Origin of the sequence: Streptomyces sp. NBC_00045 (assembly GCF_045041095.1) — a bacterium.
Taxonomy (GTDB): Bacteria; Actinomycetota; Actinomycetes; order Streptomycetales; family Streptomycetaceae; genus Streptomyces.
The window spans coordinates 903233-920960 of the sequence record NZ_CP108271.1 but is presented as its reverse complement, the minus strand read 5'-3'; the positions used below and the strand labels follow the sequence as shown (position 1 = coordinate 920960).

At 73.1% G+C, this 17728-nt stretch carries 17 protein-coding genes; 8 read left to right on the top strand and 9 right to left on the bottom strand.

The genetic code is table 11. The features are described from left to right. Positions 1-83 precede the first annotated feature (83 nt). On the top strand, positions 84-320 hold the full coding sequence (locus OHA65_RS04455) for a chaplin (RefSeq protein ID WP_327281764.1): 237 nt from the start codon (positions 84-86) through the stop codon (positions 318-320). A gap of 76 nt (positions 321-396) precedes the next feature. Here OHA65_RS04455 and OHA65_RS04450 read toward each other — a convergent pair whose 3' ends face one another. Both OHA65_RS04450 and OHA65_RS04445 read right to left on the bottom strand, forming a co-directional pair. Then, positions 397-1650: an MFS transporter gene (locus OHA65_RS04450; RefSeq protein WP_328761636.1), complete on the bottom strand. Its 1254-nt coding sequence runs from the start codon at positions 1648-1650 to the stop codon at positions 397-399. After that, complete coding sequence (locus OHA65_RS04445) at positions 1647-3020, bottom strand: GH1 family beta-glucosidase (protein ID WP_327281762.1); 1374 nt, start codon at positions 3018-3020, stop codon at positions 1647-1649. The genes OHA65_RS04450 and OHA65_RS04445 overlap by 4 nt, the downstream gene beginning before the upstream one ends. Positions 3021-3197: 177 nt before the next feature. On the opposite strand from OHA65_RS04445, the gene polX reads away from it, so the two are divergent. After that, entirely contained in the window at positions 3198-4931 is a 1734-nt protein-coding gene (gene polX / locus OHA65_RS04440; RefSeq protein ID WP_329312672.1) for a DNA polymerase/3'-5' exonuclease PolX, read from the top strand. A 9-nt stretch (positions 4932-4940) separates the two neighbouring features. Here the strand turns inward: polX and OHA65_RS04435 are convergent, their stop codons facing one another. Beyond that, positions 4941-6488, bottom strand: a complete 1548-nt coding sequence (locus OHA65_RS04435; RefSeq protein WP_328761634.1) for a monooxygenase — start codon at positions 6486-6488, stop codon at positions 4941-4943. A 63-nt stretch (positions 6489-6551) separates the two neighbouring features. On the opposite strand from OHA65_RS04435, the gene OHA65_RS04430 reads away from it, so the two are divergent. Next, positions 6552-7250, top strand: coding sequence for a TetR/AcrR family transcriptional regulator C-terminal domain-containing protein (locus OHA65_RS04430; RefSeq protein ID WP_405761256.1), 699 nt, complete (start codon positions 6552-6554; stop codon positions 7248-7250). Positions 7251-7309: 59 nt separating this feature from the next. Here OHA65_RS04430 and OHA65_RS04425 read toward each other — a convergent pair whose 3' ends face one another. The 5 genes from OHA65_RS04425 to OHA65_RS04405 all read right to left on the bottom strand — a co-directional run bounded on the left by OHA65_RS04425 (position 7310) and on the right by OHA65_RS04405 (position 11206). Further along, complete coding sequence (locus OHA65_RS04425; protein WP_327281758.1) at positions 7310-7528, bottom strand: hypothetical protein; 219 nt, start codon at positions 7526-7528, stop codon at positions 7310-7312. Then, on the bottom strand, positions 7525-7938 hold the full coding sequence (locus tag OHA65_RS04420; RefSeq protein ID WP_405761253.1) for a hypothetical protein: 414 nt from the start codon (positions 7936-7938) through the stop codon (positions 7525-7527). The genes OHA65_RS04425 and OHA65_RS04420 overlap by 4 nt, the downstream gene beginning before the upstream one ends. A 110-nt stretch (positions 7939-8048) precedes the next feature. Further along, a complete protein-coding gene (locus OHA65_RS04415) occupies positions 8049-9494 on the bottom strand; it encodes a sensor histidine kinase (RefSeq protein ID WP_405761250.1) in 1446 nt (481 codons plus the stop codon). Further along, complete coding sequence (locus tag OHA65_RS04410; protein ID WP_327281755.1) at positions 9491-10204, bottom strand: response regulator transcription factor; 714 nt, start codon at positions 10202-10204, stop codon at positions 9491-9493. The genes OHA65_RS04415 and OHA65_RS04410 overlap by 4 nt, the downstream gene beginning before the upstream one ends. An 84-nt stretch (positions 10205-10288) precedes the next feature. Further along, entirely contained in the window at positions 10289-11206 is a 918-nt protein-coding gene (locus OHA65_RS04405; protein WP_329312669.1) for a DNA-binding protein, read from the bottom strand. Positions 11207-11343: 137 nt separating this feature from the next. Here OHA65_RS04405 and OHA65_RS04400 point away from each other — a divergent pair, with 137 nt between their 5' ends. From OHA65_RS04400 to OHA65_RS04390, 3 genes are read left to right on the top strand one after another with little or no spacing between them, the layout of a single operon-like run. Further along, entirely contained in the window at positions 11344-11715 is a 372-nt protein-coding gene (locus OHA65_RS04400; RefSeq protein ID WP_327281753.1) for a bifunctional 3-phenylpropionate/cinnamic acid dioxygenase ferredoxin subunit, read from the top strand. Then, a complete protein-coding gene (locus tag OHA65_RS04395) occupies positions 11712-12896 on the top strand; it encodes an FAD-dependent oxidoreductase (RefSeq protein ID WP_329312667.1) in 1185 nt (394 codons plus the stop codon). Before OHA65_RS04400 ends, OHA65_RS04395 begins: the two co-directional genes overlap by 4 nt. A 37-nt stretch (positions 12897-12933) precedes the next feature. Next, positions 12934-14073 (top strand): aromatic ring-hydroxylating dioxygenase subunit alpha, encoded by a 1140-nt coding sequence (locus tag OHA65_RS04390; protein WP_329312665.1) that lies wholly within the window; start codon positions 12934-12936, stop codon positions 14071-14073. On the opposite strand, the gene OHA65_RS04385 is transcribed toward OHA65_RS04390, so the two are convergent. Next, positions 14045-14842 (bottom strand): IclR family transcriptional regulator, encoded by a 798-nt coding sequence (locus OHA65_RS04385; RefSeq protein WP_329312664.1) that lies wholly within the window; start codon positions 14840-14842, stop codon positions 14045-14047. The genes OHA65_RS04390 and OHA65_RS04385 overlap by 29 nt on opposite strands. Before the next feature lie 168 nt (positions 14843-15010). Between OHA65_RS04385 and betA the strand changes: the two genes are divergently transcribed. Both betA and OHA65_RS04375 read left to right on the top strand, forming a co-directional pair. Further along, on the top strand, positions 15011-16705 hold the full coding sequence (gene betA, locus OHA65_RS04380; protein ID WP_327281749.1) for a choline dehydrogenase: 1695 nt from the start codon (positions 15011-15013) through the stop codon (positions 16703-16705). 11 nt (positions 16706-16716) lie between these two features. After that, the gene (locus OHA65_RS04375; protein ID WP_327281748.1) at positions 16717-17604 is read left to right on the top strand and encodes a methylenetetrahydrofolate reductase; all 888 of its coding nucleotides are present in this window, start codon (positions 16717-16719) and stop codon (positions 17602-17604) included. Positions 17605-17728 lie beyond the last annotated feature (124 nt).

Below are 17728 nucleotides of genomic sequence, written 5' to 3'. Positions count from 1 at the left end.
GCCCACGACCGGGTGAATCGGGGAGGTTCGGGCCCCACTGGTATGGGATGGCCCGGCACACCCTCATGCGATGGGAGATCCACATGAAGATCCGTACCCTGGCCGTTGCGGCCTGTCTGGTCGTCGGTGCGACGCTCGGCGGTATCGGCAGCGCTGCCGCCGACGCGACGGCCGACGGCTACGCCATCGGTTCGCCGGGCTTCCTCTCGGGCAACGTCGTCCAGGTGCCGATCCACATCCCGATCAACCTCTGTGGCAACAGCATCAACATCCTCGGGGCGCTGAACCCGACCGGTGCCCACACCTGCACCAACACCTGACCCACCCTGCCCGCGGTGTCACCGGCCCGTCCGGTGGCACCGCGGGCGCCAGGTGCCACGGCGCCCCCGTCCGGTGCTACGGGACCCCGCGGATCCGGCGGACCAGCACCGATCCCGCCAGCGCCAGGGCGCCCGCGAGCGCGTAGAGCGCCGTGTACCCGCCGAAATGCGTGACCACCGGCGCGGCGATCACCGGAGCCAGCACTTGGGGCAGGGCGTTGGCGATGTTGATGACGCCGAGGTCCCGGCCCCGGTCCTGCGCCGTCGGCAGCACGTCCGTCAGCAGGGCGAAGTCCACCGACGTGTAGATGCCGAAGCCGACCCCGAGGACCAGTGAGGCGACGATCGCTCCGGTCCAGGTCTGCCAGACGGCGAGCAGCAGCGTCGCCGCGGAGATGACCAGCCCCGACCCGATGACGTAGACCTTCCGCCGGCCCGTACGGTCCGACCGGACGCCGCCGACCACCACCGTGGCCAGGAGGGTGAGCGCGTTGAGGGCCGTCAGGACCAGCACGCCCGTGTCCGCGTCGTCCTCGTAGTGCACCGCGTCCGTCAGGTAGTACAGCAGGTACATGGTGCTGACGGAGTACGACAGGTTCATCAGGAAGCGCGTCAGCCAGGCCCAGCCGAAGTCGGGGTACCGGCGCGGGTCGATCCAGAAACCGGTGAGGAAGGCCCGCCACCGGAAGGGCGGCCGGGCCGCGGGGGAGAGCCGGGTGTCGCGCCGCATCACCACGTACGGGACGGCCGCGAGCACCGAGAACGCCGCGCACGCGAGGTACCCGGCCGTGATGCCGCCCGCGACGGTGGCCAGCGCCGTACCGACCAGGATGCCGCCGACCTGCGCGACGCCGAGCCAGCCGCCGACCAGGCCGCGCCGACGGGGCGGGACCTGATCGGGCACGGCCGCGGTGAGCGCGGCGAAGGCCGCGTTGAGGGCCAGTTGGACCACGCACCAGCCCGCGATCACCACGGCGACGCTCGAAGCCCGCGCGAGGACGAGCAGCCCGCCCGCCCCGCCCGCGACACCGGCCGCCACCCAGGGGATCCGCCGGCCCACCGATGCCGTCGTACGGTCCGACAGGGCCCCGAACACCGGGTTGGCGACCATCGAAACGGCCGCGCCCACTCCCGTCACCAGCGCGAGCGTGGAGGCCTTGTGGTCCGGGGCGAGCTGCTGCGCCTGGCGGGCGAGCAGCAGTTGGAGCGGACCGAACCAGCCGACCCAGACGCCCAGATTGGCGAGGGACAGTGCGCTGATCCACCGCCCGCCGACCGGGCCGGCGTCGAGCGGGCCGGCGCTGTCCTCGGCGGTGCGCCCGACGGTCATCTTCCGCCCTTGACCACGTCGCGGTACCAGGCGTACGAGTCCTTCGGAGTCCGCTCCAGCGTCTCGTAGTCGACGTGGACCAGCCCGAACCGCTGCCGGTACCCCTCGGCCCACTCGAAGTTGTCGAGGATCGACCAGATGAAGTAGCCGCGGACGTCCACGCCCTGCGCCATCGCCCGGTGCAGGGCGGCGAGATGGTCGGCGTGGTACGCGATCCGGCGCGCATCGCAGATCCGGCCCGTCACGGGATCGGGCCCGTCCGCGTACGAGCAGCCGTTCTCGGTGACGTACAGCGGCGGCAGCCGGTCGCCGTAGCGCTCGCGCAGGGAGACGAGCAGTTCGCGCAGCCCGTCCGGGACCACCGGCCAGCCGAAGTCGGTGTGCTCGTACCCCTCGATCGGCCGGATGTCGAAGGGGAGGTCCGCCGGGATCTCGATGCCCCCGAACTCTCCTGCGGGCCCGCTCGGGCGCGGGGCTCCGACGAGCATGGGGTTGTAGTAGTTGACGCCGTACCAGTCCAGCGGGGCCGAGATCGTCTTGAGGTCCTCCGCCACCGGGCCGGGCAGCAGTGAGGCCAGGCCCTCGTCGGGGTACGCGCCGGTCAGGATCGGGTCGGAGAACAGGCGGTTGGTGAGGGTGTCGTACAGCTCGGCGGCGGCGCGGTCGGCCTCGCCTTCGCCGGCGGCCCACACGGGACTGTGCGAGGCGGCGATGCCGATCCGGCGGGCGCCCGCGGCGCGCAGGGCCTGTACGCCGAGGCCGTGGGCCAGGAGCTGGTGGTGGGCCGCGGGCAGGGCGTCGAAGACCAGGCGCCTGCCGGGGGCGTGCTCGCCGAGCCCGTACCCGAGGAGGGTGACCTCGGCGGGCTCGTTGATGGTGATCCACATGGGGACGCGGTCGGCGAGCCGCTCCGCGACCACCGAGGCGTACGCGGCGAACCGTTCGGCGGTGTCGCGGCTGAGCCAGCCGCCCTTCTCCTCCAGGGCCAGCGGTGTGTCCCAGTGGAACAGCGTGGGCACGGGGGCGATCCCGGCGGTGCACAGCGCGTCGACCAGCCGGTCGTAGAAGTCCAGCCCTTCGCGGTTGACCCGCCCGTGGCCGTCCGGCAGGACCCGCGACCAGGACACCGAGAACCGGTAGGCGCCGACGCCGAGTCCAGCCATCAGGGCCACGTCCTCGCGGTAGCGGCGGTAGTGGTCGGTGGCCACGTCCGCGTGCGAGCCGTCCTTGATGCGGCCGGGCTCCTTGGTGAACGCGTCCCAGGAGGAGGGGCCCCGGCCGCCGGCGGCGGGCGAGCCCTCGATCTGGAACGCCGAGGCGGAGACGCCCCAGAGGAAATCGGCGGGGAACGGGGGTACGGGCGCAGTCATTCGGGCTCGCTTCGGTCGCGGTGGCAGCACGGTGCGGTCGCCAACAGCGCGGCGTGCAGCCGCTGTTGGAGGCATCGCTGACGGCCACACTTTTGGGCCCCGGGCCCCGCCCTGTCAATGGAAAGTGAACAATCCTCTACTTCTTCGCGCGGTGCGTGCGGCCCGTACCCTGGAGGCATGGCCAGGGCCAACGAACGGGTCGAGGCGCTGCTGCAGGAGTACGCCGACCTGATCGCGATCAGCGGCGGCGACGCCTTCAAGGCGCGCGCCTACGAGAAGGCCGCCCGCGCCGTCGGCGGCCACCCGGCCGATGTCGCCGGGCTCGACGCCAAGGCCCTGCGGGAGATCCCGCACGTGGGCAGGTCCATCGCCGACAAGATCGTGGAATACCTGGGCACCGGCCGCGTCCCGGACATCGAGGCGAGCCGGGCCGCCGTCCCCGCCGGGGTGCGGGAGCTGACGGCCATACCCGGGCTCGGGCCCCGCAAGGCGCTCGTGCTGTACGAGCAGCTGGGCATCTCGTCCGTCGAACAGTTGCAGGAGGCCGTCCGTCAGGAGCGGCTGCGCGACCTGAAGGGGTTCGGCGAGCAGACCGAGCAGAACATCCTCCACGGGATCTCCGTACTCCGGAACGCCGACGGGCGCATCCTGCTCGGCGCCGCGACGGACGTCGCCGAGCAGATCGTCGCCGAGATGGAGCGGATCCCGGGGTGCGTGCGGTGCGCGTACGCGGGGTCGCTGCGCCGGATGCGGGAGACCATCGGCGACATCGACGTCCTGGTGGCGGCCGACCGGTCCGCCCCGTTCATGACGGCCCTCGCCGAGCTCCCGCACGCGGCCGAGGTCATCGTGCACGGGGCGAAGAAGACCTCCATCCGCACCGGCGCCGGCCTCCAGATCGATCTGCGCGTCCTGCCGCCCGCCTCCTGGGGAGCGGGACTCCAGTACTTCACCGGCTCCAAGGCGCACAACGTCCGCCTCCGCGCGCTGGCCGTGCGCCAGGGGCTCAAGCTCTCCGAGTACGGGCTCTTCGACGTCGAGAGCGGCGAGAACCTCGCCTCGGAGACCGAGGAGGAGGTCTACGCCCGGCTCGGACTGCCCTGGATCGCACCGCCGTTGCGGGAGGACCGCGGCGAGGTCGCGGCCGCCCTGCGGGGCGAGCTGCCCGGTCTCGTGGCGGAGGGCGACATCCGGGGCGACCTGCACACCCACACCGACCTCACCGACGGCCTCGCCTCCCTGGAGGAGATGGTGGCCGCCGCTGCCGCCCGCGGTCACGCGTACTACGCCGTCACCGACCACGCGCCGGACCTCGCCATGCAGCGCATGACGCAGGAGAAGGTCCTGGCACAGCGCGAGCGGGTACGGGCCCTGGACCGCACGGTGCACGGCATGCGGCTGCTGCACGGCACGGAACTCAACATCGGCCCGGACGGCGGCCTGGACTGGCCCGACGCGTTCCTCGCGGACTTCGACCTGTGCGTGGCTTCGGTCCACTCCCACTTCGGCCAGAGCCGGCAGGACATGACCCGGCGCTTCATCCGGGCCTGCGAGAACCCGAACGTCGCCGTCATCGGCCACCCCACCACGCGGCGGATCGGCCGGCGCCCCGGCGTGGACGCCGACTTCGACGCCGTCTTCGAGGCCTGCGCGCGAACGGGCACCGCGCTGGAGATCAACGCGCATCCGGAGCGGCTCGACCTGTGCGACGAGGACGTCCTGCGGGCCAAACGCCACGGGGTGAAGTTCGCGGTGAACTCGGACGCGCACGCGACCACGCACCTGCCCTACCTGCGCTACGGGGTGGGCACGGCGCAGCGCGGCTGGCTGACGAAGGACGACGTCGTCAACGCCTGGCCGTGGGCCCGGCTGCACCGCTTCCTGCGGGAGAAGCGGACCGGACGCGTCTGACGCGCCCCCTCACGGGGTACCGGCCCACGCGGCCAGCGCGCGGGACCGCCCGGTACGACGGGTCGCGGGGTCGCAGCTCCGGGTGGCCCAGGCGATGTGGCCGTCGGGCCGTACGAGGACTTCGCTCACGCCGTCGAGGCTGCCTCCGCCGCCGTCGGGGCCGGACCGGCCGGACCGGCCCACGGCGCTGACCGCGAGGACCCGGCCGGCCCGGCCGTCCGCGTCGCACTCCTGCTGCTCCTGCTGCGCCCCCGCGAGGTCCAGCAGGACGAAGCGGCCCTCGTGGAGCAGTTCGTACACCCGGGAAGCGGTGGACCCGGCGACGCCCAGCGGGATGTCGGGCATCCGGGTGCCCACCAGCGGATCGGCGCCGGGGTCGGCGGACGGGTATCCGACGCCGAGCGCGGAAACCTGTCCGGCGATGCGCCGGTTGACCTCGTCGATGCCGAGCAGGCCGTCGAGCAGCTCCCGCAGGGCCGCGGCGGGCCGCTGGTACGCGGGAACGAGCGCCAACTCGGCCAGCAGTGCCTGGACCTCGGTGTTCTCGGTGACCGCCCGGCCCACCGGGTGCCGCTCGCCGTGGTAGGTGTCCAGGAGCCCGGGCGGCGCCCAGCCGTGGATCTCGGCGGCCAGCTTCCAGCCCAGGTTCACCGCGTCCTGGAGCCCGGTGTTGAGCCCCTGGCCGGCCGCGGGGAAGTGGACGTGCGCCGCGTCGCCCGCCAACAGCAGGCGGCCGGCCCGGTAGCGCGCGGCGAGTCGGGTGGCATTGCCGAACCGGGACAGCCAGCGCGGCCGGTCGATCCCGCAGTCGATCCCGCAGGCCCGTACCAGCGCGTCGCGGAACTCCTCGGCGGTGACCGCTTCGGTGCTCGGCGTCCGCATCCGCTGCGGATCGATGAGGACGAACCGGGTCACGCCGCCCTCCAGCGGGACGGCCAGGACGCCCTGGGCCCGGGCCCGCCCGAGGCTCTCCGGGTCGGCCGCCGCGAAGTCGCCGAGCATCCCGGTCAGCGTCTCCACGGTTCCCGGGAAGTCGATGCCGGCCTCCCGCCGCACGATGCTGCGCGCACCGTCGCAGCCGACCGCGTACCGGGCGCGTACGGTCTCGGCCGCCGCGTCGGCGCCGGCGCCCGCACCGGTGGCGCGGACGTCGACCTCGACGCCCTCCGGGTCCTGGCGCACTGCGGTGGTCTCGCGTCCGCGCCGGACCTCCACGCCGAGCTCGCGGGCCCGCTCCTCCAGCAGCGCCTCCGTGCGGGCCTGGGCCAGGAACAGGGTGTACCCGTGGCGGCTGTCCAGTGCGCTGAAGTCCAACTGTGTGCCGAGGCCGGCGAAGTGCCAGCCGGGCACGGTCCGGCCCAGCGCGAGGAACCGGTCGGCGAGCCCCCGCTGGTCCATCAGCTCGACACTGCGCGGGTGCAGGCTCAGCGCCCGGGAATCGCTCTGCGGGACCTCACGCCGTTCCACCACCCTGGTCCGTACGCCGGCCAGGGCGAGCTCGCAGGCGAGCATCAGTCCGGTCGGTCCGGCGCCCACGACGATCACATCGGTGTCCATCGGCCACCCCTCCCTATTTAGTGAACAATGTTCACGTGAACGATGTTCACTATAGTGGGGCGCATGAGCTCACCGTCAACCCCGCCGCCCACCGGCGGCGCCCCCCGCCCGGCCCGGGGCAGGCCAGCACGGCTCGACCAGGCCCGCACCGTCGCGGCGGCCCTGGACCTGCTCGACGAAGCCGGACTGGACGCGCTCACCATGCGGCGGCTGGCCGACGCGGTCGGCGTCCAAGCCGGGGCGCTCTACCGCCACTTCGCCACCAAACAGGACCTGCTGACCGCCATGGCCGAACGGATGCTGGCCGGCTGCTCCGCCCCGCTGCCCGAGCCCGACTGGAGCGGACGCCTGACCACCCTCGCCCGCCGCATGCGGACGGCGCTCCTCGCCCATCGCGACGGGGCACGCGTCTACGCGGGAACCCATTCCACCGGCGCGAACACGCTCGGCTTCGCCGAGACCCTCACCGGCGTCCTGTGCGAGGCCGGCTTCCGGCCCGAGGAGGCGGCGCGCGCCGTACTGACGGTCGTCCACTTCACCGTCGGCCACACACTGGAGGAGCAGGCCGCCCTCCAGCCAGGCGACCAGGGGCCCGCGGACCCCGACCGGCTCCGCGAGGCGGTGGCGGCGGCGTCCTACCCGCACCTCGCCGCGGCCCTGCCCGTGTTCACCGGCACCGACTTCACGGCCCAGTTCGAGTTCGGGCTGGGCCTGCTGCTCCACGGCCTGCACGCACTGGACCGGCCCGGGCCCACCGGCTGAAACGCGTCCGGCCCGCCCCCGTGGATCGGGGGCGGGCCGGCGTGTGCGTGCGGCGCGGGTCAGTTGTTCTGCGTGGCGTCCGAGTCCGCCTCGGCGGCCGCGCTCTCGGCGTCGTCCAGCTTCTTCTGCATGTCCTTGACCGTCGCGTCGTCGGCGCCGCTCACGGACTGAGTGCCCGACGGCTTGGCGCTCGCGCCCGGCGAGCAGCCGGTGATCAACAGCGCAGCCCCCGCGGCCAGGACGACGAGCCCGGCGGCGGCGCGGCGGGCGACGGTCACTTGGACCCCTGCGCCGAGCACCAGGTGCTGACGGCCTTCAGGTCGTCCTGCCGCTTCTGGAGGGTGGGCAGCAGGCTCTTGCGGAAGGTCAGGCGGTCGTTCAGGTACGTGTGGACCTCGGTGTGCCCGGCGGTCTGGGCGTTCGCGACCCGCTGCTCCAGCCGCGCGACGGAGCCGAGGACGGTGACGTCGCCGTTCAGCCGGGTGATCGCGGTGCTGATCCGCGTCTCGGTCTTCGGCAGGCGCTTGCAGATCGCCTTGGCGCCGTCGCCCTTCGGCGCGGACTTGGCCGTCTTCGGAGCGGCGGGGGCGGGAGTGGCGGTGTCGGCCTGCGCGGGAGCGGCGGCGAACAGGGCGCCGGCCAGCGCGACGGCGCCGATCGCGGCGGCGGTCCTACGGATCGGGAGCATGGCTGTATCCCCTTCGGTACGAGCGAGCCGGCTCACTGGCGGCCGACGGACAGGACGGTAGGGGGCCTCTTTGTGGAATCTTTGTGAGTCCGGGTGGGTCCGCAGGAGCCTCAGTCGCCGCGGGAGATCCAGTCCCGCCGCTTCGGCAGTCGCAGCGTCGGGGAGTCCGCCGCCGACAGGGGCAGGCGCACCTCGAAGCGGGTGCCCGCGCCGCCGGGCGGTGTCCCGATGGCGACCGTGCCCCGGTGCAGCGCGGCCTGCTGGGCGACGAGCGTCAGCCCGAGCCCGGAGCCGGGGCTGCCCGGGCGGTGGTGGAACCGCCGGAAGACGGCTTCCCGCTCGCCGGGCGGGATGCCGGGCCCCGCGTCGTCCACGGTGAGCACCGCGTACCCGCCCTCCGCGCGCAGCCGTACCGCGATCCCGGACGGCTCGTCCGGCAGGTGTCCGTGCACCACCGCATTGCCTAGCAGGTTGGCGAGCAGGATCGCCAGCCCCGCGTCCCAGCCGAACACCCATAGTTCCGCCGGGAGTTCCACGTCCAGCCGTGCCGAGGGATGGCGGCGTGCGGTCTCGCCGGTCACCGTGTCCACCAGCTCGGACAGGTCGAGCGGGGCGAAGGCGGACACCTCCACCAGATCGCCCCGGGCGAGCATCCGCAGGGCCGTGAGCAGGTCCAGCAGGCGGGCGTGGTCGCTCTGTAGGTCCCGTACGATCTCGGCCCGTTCGGCGGGCGGTAGGTCGGGGTGGGCGGCGAGGACGTCCAGGTCGGTGCGCATGCTCATCAGCGGCGTGCGCAGCTCGTGGGAGGCGGCCGAGGAGAACGAGCGGGCGGTGTCCAGTGCTTGCGCCGTCCGGGCGGCCTGCTCCTCGTACCGGGTCAGCAACTGGGCGATGGCCGAGGACAGTTCGTCCACCTCGGTGATGTTCGACGGTGCGGCGGCGAAGGCGGCCGCGCCGGCCCCCGGGTCGAGCTCGGCGGCCCGTCGGCTCAGCTTCCGTACGGAGGCGGTGGCGCGGCCGGCCAGCCCGTACGCGAGCAGCCCGGAGACCGGCGCCGCGAGCAGGGCCACCAGCAGGACCCGGCGGCGTACGGCGACGACCTGCGGGTCCGCGGCCGAGGCCGGGGTGAACAGCCACAGCGTGCCCGGCGCCGGCCCGGCCACGGGGACGGTCAGCACCCGCCAGGCGCGGCCCTTGGTCCGCACGGTGACCGGCCCGTCCGGGGTCTGCTCGGGCAACCGCTCCGGCTCGGAAGGCTGCGGGCCGCCCTCCAGGACGACGGAGCCGTCCGCCGTCCGGACCCGGATGCCCGCGTCGAGGACGTCGCCGAGGACCTTGCGGTGCTGGTTCTGCTCCACCTTCGGCTTGCCGTTCCGGTCGGCCGTCAGCATCGTCTTGACGTCCGGGAGGACGGCCGAGGCCCGGTCCTGGAGCCGGGTGTCCTGCTGCTGGTGCAGATCGCGGCTGACCAGGCCGAGCACCAGCAGGCCCGCCGCGAGCACCAGCAGGGGCACCACCACGGTCACCGAGAGCGCGATGCGGGTGGAGAGCTTCACGACCCGCTCCGGGCCTCGGGGACGCGCAGGACGAATCCGACGCCGCGCACGGTGTGGATCAGGCGCGGGCGCCCGCCCTCCTCCAGCTTCCGGCGCAGGTAGCTGACGAAGGTGTCGACGGCGTCGCTGCGGACCTCGAAGTCGTACCCCCACACCCGGTCGAGCAGCTGGTCCCTGGTGAGGACGATCCCGGCGTTGCGCACGAGCTGCACCAGCAGCTCGAACTCGCGCCGGGTGAGATGGACTTCGGCGCCCTCCTGGCGAACCTGCCGGCTCGCCTCGTCGATCACGAGCGGCCCGGCGCACAGCACGTCCGACGGGGCCCGCTCGGGCCGGCGGCGCAGCAGGGCGTGCAGCCGTAGGACGAGCTCCTCCAGGGCGAAGGGTTTGACCAGGTAGTCGTCGGCCCCGGCCTGCAGCCCGGCGATCCGGTCCGCGACCTCGTCGAGGGCCGACAGCATCAGCACGGGGGTCTCGTCGCCCTGGACGCGCAGGCTGCGGCAGACGTCGGTGCCGGTCAGCCCGGGCATCGAGACGTCCAGGACGAGGACGTCCGGACTCCGGTCGGCGAGCACGGCCAGCGCGCCGGGGCCGTCCTCGGCGAGGAGCACGGTGAAGCCGCTCAGCCGCAGCCCGCGCTCCAGCGAGCGGCGGATGGCGGCGTCGTCGTCCGCCACCAGTACCAGTCCGGTGGATGTGCTGCCGGTCACACTGCCCTCCTCGCGCGCGGCCCGTATCGGGCCGGGCCGACCCTCTCACGCCCGCCGGACCGCCCGGAAGCCGGGGCCCCGGTGCTACCGTGCGCCCTCCTTCCGCAGCGTCTCGCCGAGGTGTCCGCTGGCGTCCCGCAGGGCGCGCGGTACGCGGGGGCCGCCCTCGATGGTGCGGGCCGTGCGGGCGAGGGCGTTGAGGGCGCGGACGGAGCCGATGTCCGGGACCGATCCGACGAGGGACGACAGCAGGGTGTCCGTTTCGCGCCAGGCGCCGGCCCGGGCGAGTACGGACGCCAGCTCGGCGGGGAAGAGCGACCGGTAGGCGGGCGCCCCGCGCGCCGCCGTCGCCTCGTACAGGAGGGACGCCGCCCCGTCCAGGTCCCCGAGGGCGGCCAGGGCGAGCCCGTGGTGCCCGTCCAGTTCCGACCGGTCGAACCACCAGGTCCAGGACGGATCGCGCTCCGAAGGCCCGTCCGCCAGGAGTTCCCGGGCCGCGGCCAGGGACCGCAGCGCCCGGCGGCGCTGCCGGAGCCGGGCCCGGGCGCGCGCTTCGCGGACGTGGAAGATGGCGGCGACCCGTGCCGACGGGTGCTCGCCGGCCAGAACGGACGACGAGATGCGCAGTGACTCGGCGGGGCGCCCGAGGTGTTCCTCCTGTAGGCACAGCACGGAGAGGACGAGCAGTTCGACGGAGCCGCTCTCCCGGGGCAGGGTGCTGGCCAGGGCCAGTGCCCGGCGGGCCAGTCGTCGCGAAGTGCCGTGCCGCTCCGCATCGAAGAGGATCCAGGCGGCGACCTGGAAGAGCTCCATCAGCGCCGACCGTTCGGCCGCGCCCGCGCCCGTGCCTCTGCGGTGCGGTCGGCCGGCGATGTCGGAGTCGACGGAGGCGACGGAGGCGACGGAGGCGACGGCGCGCAGTGCGGCCGGTGCGGCCCGGCGCGCTCCCACCGTACGGTCCGTTTCGAGGAGCTGCGCGGTCAGTGCGGCGACGTGTTCCATGGTCCAAGCCTGCGTCCTTCCACGGTCGGTGACGAACCCTCCCGATGTCGTGAACCCTTCCTTGACAAGGTATGGGGGCGCCCTCAAACTGACGTTGCGTTCACCGCAATCCGTTTCGCTATACGCACCGAGGTGTCATGAAGATTCCCGTGTGCCGACTCGCGGACCTCCCGCGGGGCGAGGCCTGTCGACTCGATTCCGACCCCCCGATCGCGGTGTTCCACACCGAGGACGGCGAGGTGTACGCCATCGACGACACGTGCACTCACCAGGACGCCTCGCTCTCCGACGGCTGGCTGGAGGGCTGCGAGGTCGAATGCCCGCTGCACGCCTCGAAGTTCGACCTGCGCACCGGCGCTGTCGACTCCCCGCCGGCGAAGCGCCCCGTCCGTACCCACCAGGTCCTCGTCGAAGAGGGGACGGTGTACGTACTGCCGCAGGACGCGCCGACCGGCCTGCCGCGCCAGCCGCCTGGTGCCGCCGTCCACCGGGTCGAAGGCCGCGCGTGAAGACCGTGGCCGTCGTCGGCGCCTCGCTGGCCGGCCTGTCGGCCGCCCGCTCACTGCGCGAGCAGGGGTACGACGGGCGCCTCGTCCTCATCGGCGACGAACCCCACCGCCCTTACGACAGGCCCCCGTTGTCGAAGGAGTTCCTCGCCGGGGAGATCGACGAGGACGCGCTCGCCCTCGAAGCCGAGGGCGAGGACCTCGCGGCCGTCTGGGAACTCGGTGCGCGGGCCGTCGGGCTCGACACCGGGTCGCGGGCCGAGCACCACGTACGGCTCGCCGACGGCCGGTCGGTCCGGGCCCACGGCATCGTGATCGCCACCGGCGCCGCCCCCCGGACCCTGCCCGGGAGCGGGGGACTCGACGGCGTGCACGTCCTGCGCAGCCTGGACGACGCCCGCGCGCTCCGGGCGGACCTGGCCCGCGGCGGGCGACTGGTGGTCGTCGGCGCCGGGTTCATCGGGGCCGAGGTCGCCTCCACCGCCCGGCGGCTCGGCCTCGACGTCACCGTCGTGGAGGCGGCGCCCACACCGCTGGCCGGCCCGCTCGGCAGGGAGATGGGCTCCCTCGTCTCCCGGCTGCACGCCGACCACGGCGTCCGCCTGCTGTGCGGGACGGGCGTCCGCGCCCTCGCCGGTAGGGGCAGGGTGGAGGCCGTCCTGCTCGGTGACGGCCGGCGCCTCGCCGCCGACACCGTGGTCGTCGGGGTGGGCGCCCGTCCGTGCACCGACTGGCTGGCGGGGTCCGGACTGGACCTGGCCGACGGCGTACGGTGCGACGCGGCCGGCCGTACGAACGTCCCCGGCGTCGTCGCCGTCGGGGACTGTGCGGCCTGGTACGAGCCCGCGATCGGGGCCCACCGCCGGGTCGAGCACTGGACGGGCGCGCGGGAACGCCCGGCGGCGGCGGTCGCCGCCCTGCTCTGCGGCGGCCGGGGCGTTCCGCAGGCGCCGCGGCCCCCGTACTTCTGGTCGGACCAGTACGGAACCCGCATTCAGTTCGCCGGGCATTGCGCGCACGCCGACAGCGTCACGGTCGAGGAGGGCGCGGCGGCCGACCGCAGCTTCCTCGCGGTCTACCGCAGCGCGGGCCGGCCGGTCGCGGTGCTCGGGCTGGACCGGCCGCGCCCGTTCACCCGGTGGCGGCGCCGGCTGGCCGGCGCCGGGTCCCGCACCACCGGCTGACGACATCCCGAACCACGACGTTCCGCGAGGAGTGCACGTGACATCGAGCAGCCTGCCGGAGAGCCTGATCGCCACCCTTCCCGGCGCGTACTACACCGATCCGGCCGTCTTCCGGCTGGAGCAGGAGCGCATCTTCGAGACGATGTGGTTCTGCGTGGGGCGTTCGTCGGAACTGGCCGGGCCGGGCGCCTACCGCACCGTGGACGTCGGTCGCGAGAGCATCCTGGTGACGCGTTCGCGCGACCACGCGGTCCGCGCCTTCTTCAACGTGTGTCGCCACCGGGGCGCGAAGCTGTGCACGCAGGAGACCGGCGAGGTCAGGCGGGCCTTCCAATGCCCGTACCACGCCTGGACGTACGACCTCGACGGCAGGCTGATCGCCGCGCCCAACCTGGCGAAGATGCCGGACGTCGGCCGGACCGAGTTCGGTCTGGCGCCCGTGCCCGTGCGCGAGTGGCTCGGGTACGTGTGGGTCTGCCTCGCGGACAGCCCGCCCTCCTTCGAGGAGCAGGTCATGGGCGCCGCCGTCGAACGGCTCGGCGACGCGGAGTCCATCGAGCGGTGGGCCGTCGCGGACCTGGAGGTCGGACGGCGGATCGTCTACGACGTCAAGGCGAACTGGAAGCTCATCATCGAGAACTTCATGGAGTGCTACCACTGCGCCACGATCCACCCCGAACTCACGGAAGTGCTACCGGAGTTCGCCGGCGGTTACGCGGCCCAGTACTACGTCGGACACGGCGCCGCCTTCGGCGAGGGCATCCGGGGCTTCACCGTGGACGGCTCGGAGGGCCTCGACCGCATCCCCTCCGTGTCGCCGGACCAGGACCGCAAGTACTACGCGATCACCGTGCGCCCGCAGGTCTTCGTCAACCTCGTGCCGGACCACGTGGTCTTCCACCGGATGTACCCGGTCGCGGCCGACCGCACCGTCGTCGAATGCGACTGGCTGTACCTCAAGGACGTGGTGGAGAGCGGAAAGGACGTCAGCCGCTCCGTCGAGCTCTTCGACCGGGTCAACCGGCAGGACTTCGAGGCCTGCGAGCGCTGCCAGCCCGCGATGAGTTCCCGCATGTACGCCGGGGGCGGTGTGCTCGTGCCCAGCGAGCACCACATCGGGGCGTTCCACGCCTGGGTCCGGGACCGGCTCAGCCCAGGTGACCCATGCGGTGGCTGATCTCCTGGGCTCCCTTGATCAGCAGGGGGGAGAGCTCGCGCATCCGCTCCTCGGTGAAGCGGTAGCTCGGCCCCGAGGCGCTGATCGCGGCGATGACCACGCCGTCCCGGTCTCGGATCGGGGCGGCCATGGCGTGCAGCCCGAGCTCGTACTCCTCCAGGGTCATTGCGTACCCGCGGTCCAGCGCTTCTACGAGGTTCTTCTCCAGCTTCGTCCTCGCCGTCAGGGTGCTCGGCGTGTACTTCTTCAGGCCGGCTTCCGCCAGCAGCTGCACGCGCCGCTTCGCCGGGAGGTGGGCGAGGAGGACCTTGCCGCTGGAGGTGGCGTGCAGCGGAGTCAGCTGGCCGACCCAGTTGTGCGCCGTGACCGCGGCCGGGCCGCGCACCTGGCAGAGGTTGATCGCGTACTGCTCCTCCAGGATGGCGATGTTGACCGTCTCGCCGAGTTCCTCGGCCAGCCGCTCGCACACGGGGCGGCCCACCTGGGTGATGTCGATCCTTCCCGTGACGGCGCCCGCCAGCCGTACGATCCCGAAGCCGAGCCGGTACTTGCCGCGCTCCGTGGCCTGTTCGACGAGTCCGCGCGCCTCCAGCGCCCCGAGGAGCCGGAACGCCGTCGACTTGTGGACGTCGATCTCAGCCGCCACCTCGCTGACGCCCGCCTCGCCGCGCCGGGCGAGGATCTCCAGCACGCTGACGGCGCGGTCGACGGACTGCACCCCGCCCGCCGGGGCGCCCGTTGTTTCGGTGGCTGCCTCGTGGTTGCTCATGGCGAAACCATACTCGTCGTCACCAACGGCAGGTCGGAGCGGGTCGAGGACGAAAGGTTGCGCTGAATGCAACCTGGTGCGCATGACGGCACCCGTACTAGCATGCGCCGCATCTTGACGGCTGGGGGCAGCCCTCGGCCGCAGACGACGGGGAGGGACGACACTCCGATGGTGCCCCAGCAGTACGACTTCGTCATCGTCGGCGGCGGCTCGGCCGGCAGCGCCCTGGCGAACCGGCTCTCCGCGGACTCCGGCAACCGCGTCCTGGTCCTCGAAGCAGGCCGCCCCGACTACCCGTGGGACGTCTTCATCCACATGCCCGCCGCCCTGACCTTCCCCATCGGCAGCCGCTTCTACGACTGGAAGTACGAGTCGGAACCCGAACCGCACATGAACGGGCGGCGCATCCACCACGCCCGCGGCAAGGTGCTCGGCGGGTCGAGCAGCATCAACGGCATGATCTTCCAACGCGGCAACCCCCTCGACTACGAACGCTGGGGCGCCGACCCGGGCATGGAGAACTGGGACTACGCGCACTGCCTCCCGTACTTCAACCGGATGGAGAACTGCCTGGCCGCGGACCCGGAAGACGAGTTCCGCGGCCACTTCGGCCCCCTCGTCCTGGAGCGCGGACCGGCCGCCAACCCCCTCTTCCCCGCCTTCCTGGAGGCGGTCCGGCAGGCCGGGCATCCGCTCACCGACGACGTCAACGGCTACCGCCAGGAGGGCTTCGCGGCCTTCGACCGCACCCTCCACCGCGGGCGGCGCCTGTCCGCGGCCCGGGCCTACCTCCACCCGGCCATGAGGCGGCCCAACCTGCACGTGCGCACCAGGGCCTTCGTGACCCGGATCCTCTTCGAGGGCGGGCGCGCCGTCGGCGTCGAGTACCGCCGCGGCCGCGGGGCGCCCCGGCAGGTGCGGGCCGGTGAGGTGATCCTGTCCGGCGGCGCGATCAACTCCCCGCAGCTGCTCCAGTTGTCCGGCATCGGCAACGCCGACGAGCTGCGCGCCCTGGACATCGACGTCGTCCACGACCTGCCCGGAGTGGGGGAGAACCTCCAGGACCACCTGGAGGTGTACGTCCAGTACGCCTGCAAGCAGCCGGTCTCGATGCAGCCCTACCTGAAGTGGCGCCACCGCCCCTGGATCGGCCTCCAGTGGCTCTTCCGTACGGGACCCGGCGCGACCAACCACTTCGAGGCCGGAGGCTTCGCGCGGAGCAACGAGGACGTCGCCTACCCCAACCTGATGTTCCACTTCCTGCCGATCGCCGTCCGCTACGACGGCTCCGCGCCCGCAGGGGGCCACGGCTACCAGGTGCACGTCGGCCCCATGTACTCCGACGCCAGGGGCTCGGTGAAGATCAGGAGCAAGGACCCGCGGGTCCACCCGGCCCTGCGGTTCAACTACCTCTCCACCGAGCAGGACCGCCGCGAGTGGGTCGAGGCGGTCCGCACCGCGCGCACCATCCTGGGGCAGCCCGGGCTGGCCCCGTACAACGACGGTGAGATCTCGCCCGGGCCGGACGTCGAGACCGACGAGCAGATCCTCGACTGGGTGGCCAGGGAGGGCGAGACCGCCCTGCACCCCTCCTGCACCTGCCGGATGGGCACCGGTGACGGGTCCGTCACCGATCCGGCGAGCCTGCGCGTGCACGGCCTGGAGGGGCTGCGCGTCGTGGACGCGTCCGTGATGCCCTACGTGACGAACGGCAACATCTACGCACCCGTCATGATGGTGGCCGAGAAGGCCGCCGACCTCATCCTGGGCAACGAGCCGCTGCCGCCGTCCAAGGTCGAGTTCTACCGGCACCACCGCCTCCGCAGCGAGGCAGAGCAGGGGCAGCACCCCGGCCACACCTGAGGAGGAGCGGCATGTCCGCCGCCCGGCCCACGCCGTACCCCGAACGCCCCGTGCCGGCCCCGGTCACCGGGGGCGGCCTCGCGGAGCTCCTGCGCAGGGTCCGCTACGAGGTCCTGCCGGCGAAGGCCACCGAGGACAAGGTCCTGGCCCACGTCCCGGCGGACGTGCCCGTCACGGTCACTGCCTCCCCGGCCAAGGGCCTCGGTCCGACCCTGGACCTCGCCACCCGCCTGGCCGGGCACGGCTACCGGGTCGTCCCGCACGTCCCGGCCCGGCAGATCGCCGGCGCCGGGCACCTCGCGGAGATCGTGGACCGGCTGGTCGCCGCCGGAATCGAGGACGTCTTCGTTCCGGCCGGCGACGCCGACCCGCCGGCCGGGACGTACGACGCGGCGCTGCCCGTACTACGCCGCCTCGGCGAGCTCGGCAGCCCGTTCGCGCACGTCGGCATCACCGGCTACCCGGAGAGCCATCCCCTCATCGACGACGACGTCACCGTCCGGGCGATGTGGGACAAGCAGCCGCACGCGTCGTACATCGTCAGCAACCTGTGCTTCGACCCGGCGACCCTGCGCCGCTGGCTCGCGCAGGTGCGCCGCCGCGGCATCGTGCTGCCCGTGCACGTCGGCGTCGCCGGACCCGTCGAACGCGCGAAGCTGCTGTCCATGGCCACGAAGATCGGGGTGGGGGAGTCGGCCAAGTTCCTCACCCGGCACCCCTCGTGGTTCCTGCGCTTCGCGGCGCCCGGCGGCTACTCCCCACAGCGGCTGCTGCGCCGCAGCGCCCCCGCGCTGGCGGCGCCCGGGTCCGCGGTGGCCGGGCTGCACCTGTTCACCTTCAACCAGATAGCCGAGACCGAACGCTGGCGGCGCGCGCTGCTGGAGCGCCTCGAAGGCTGAACGGGGCGCCGCGCAGCCTCCGTACCCGGCCGCCGGGCCGTGCGTCCCCTTGACGTACCGCACCCCGTGGGCGATCGTGTCGTTCCATTCCGAGCACTACGATGCACAATACGCAACGCACATA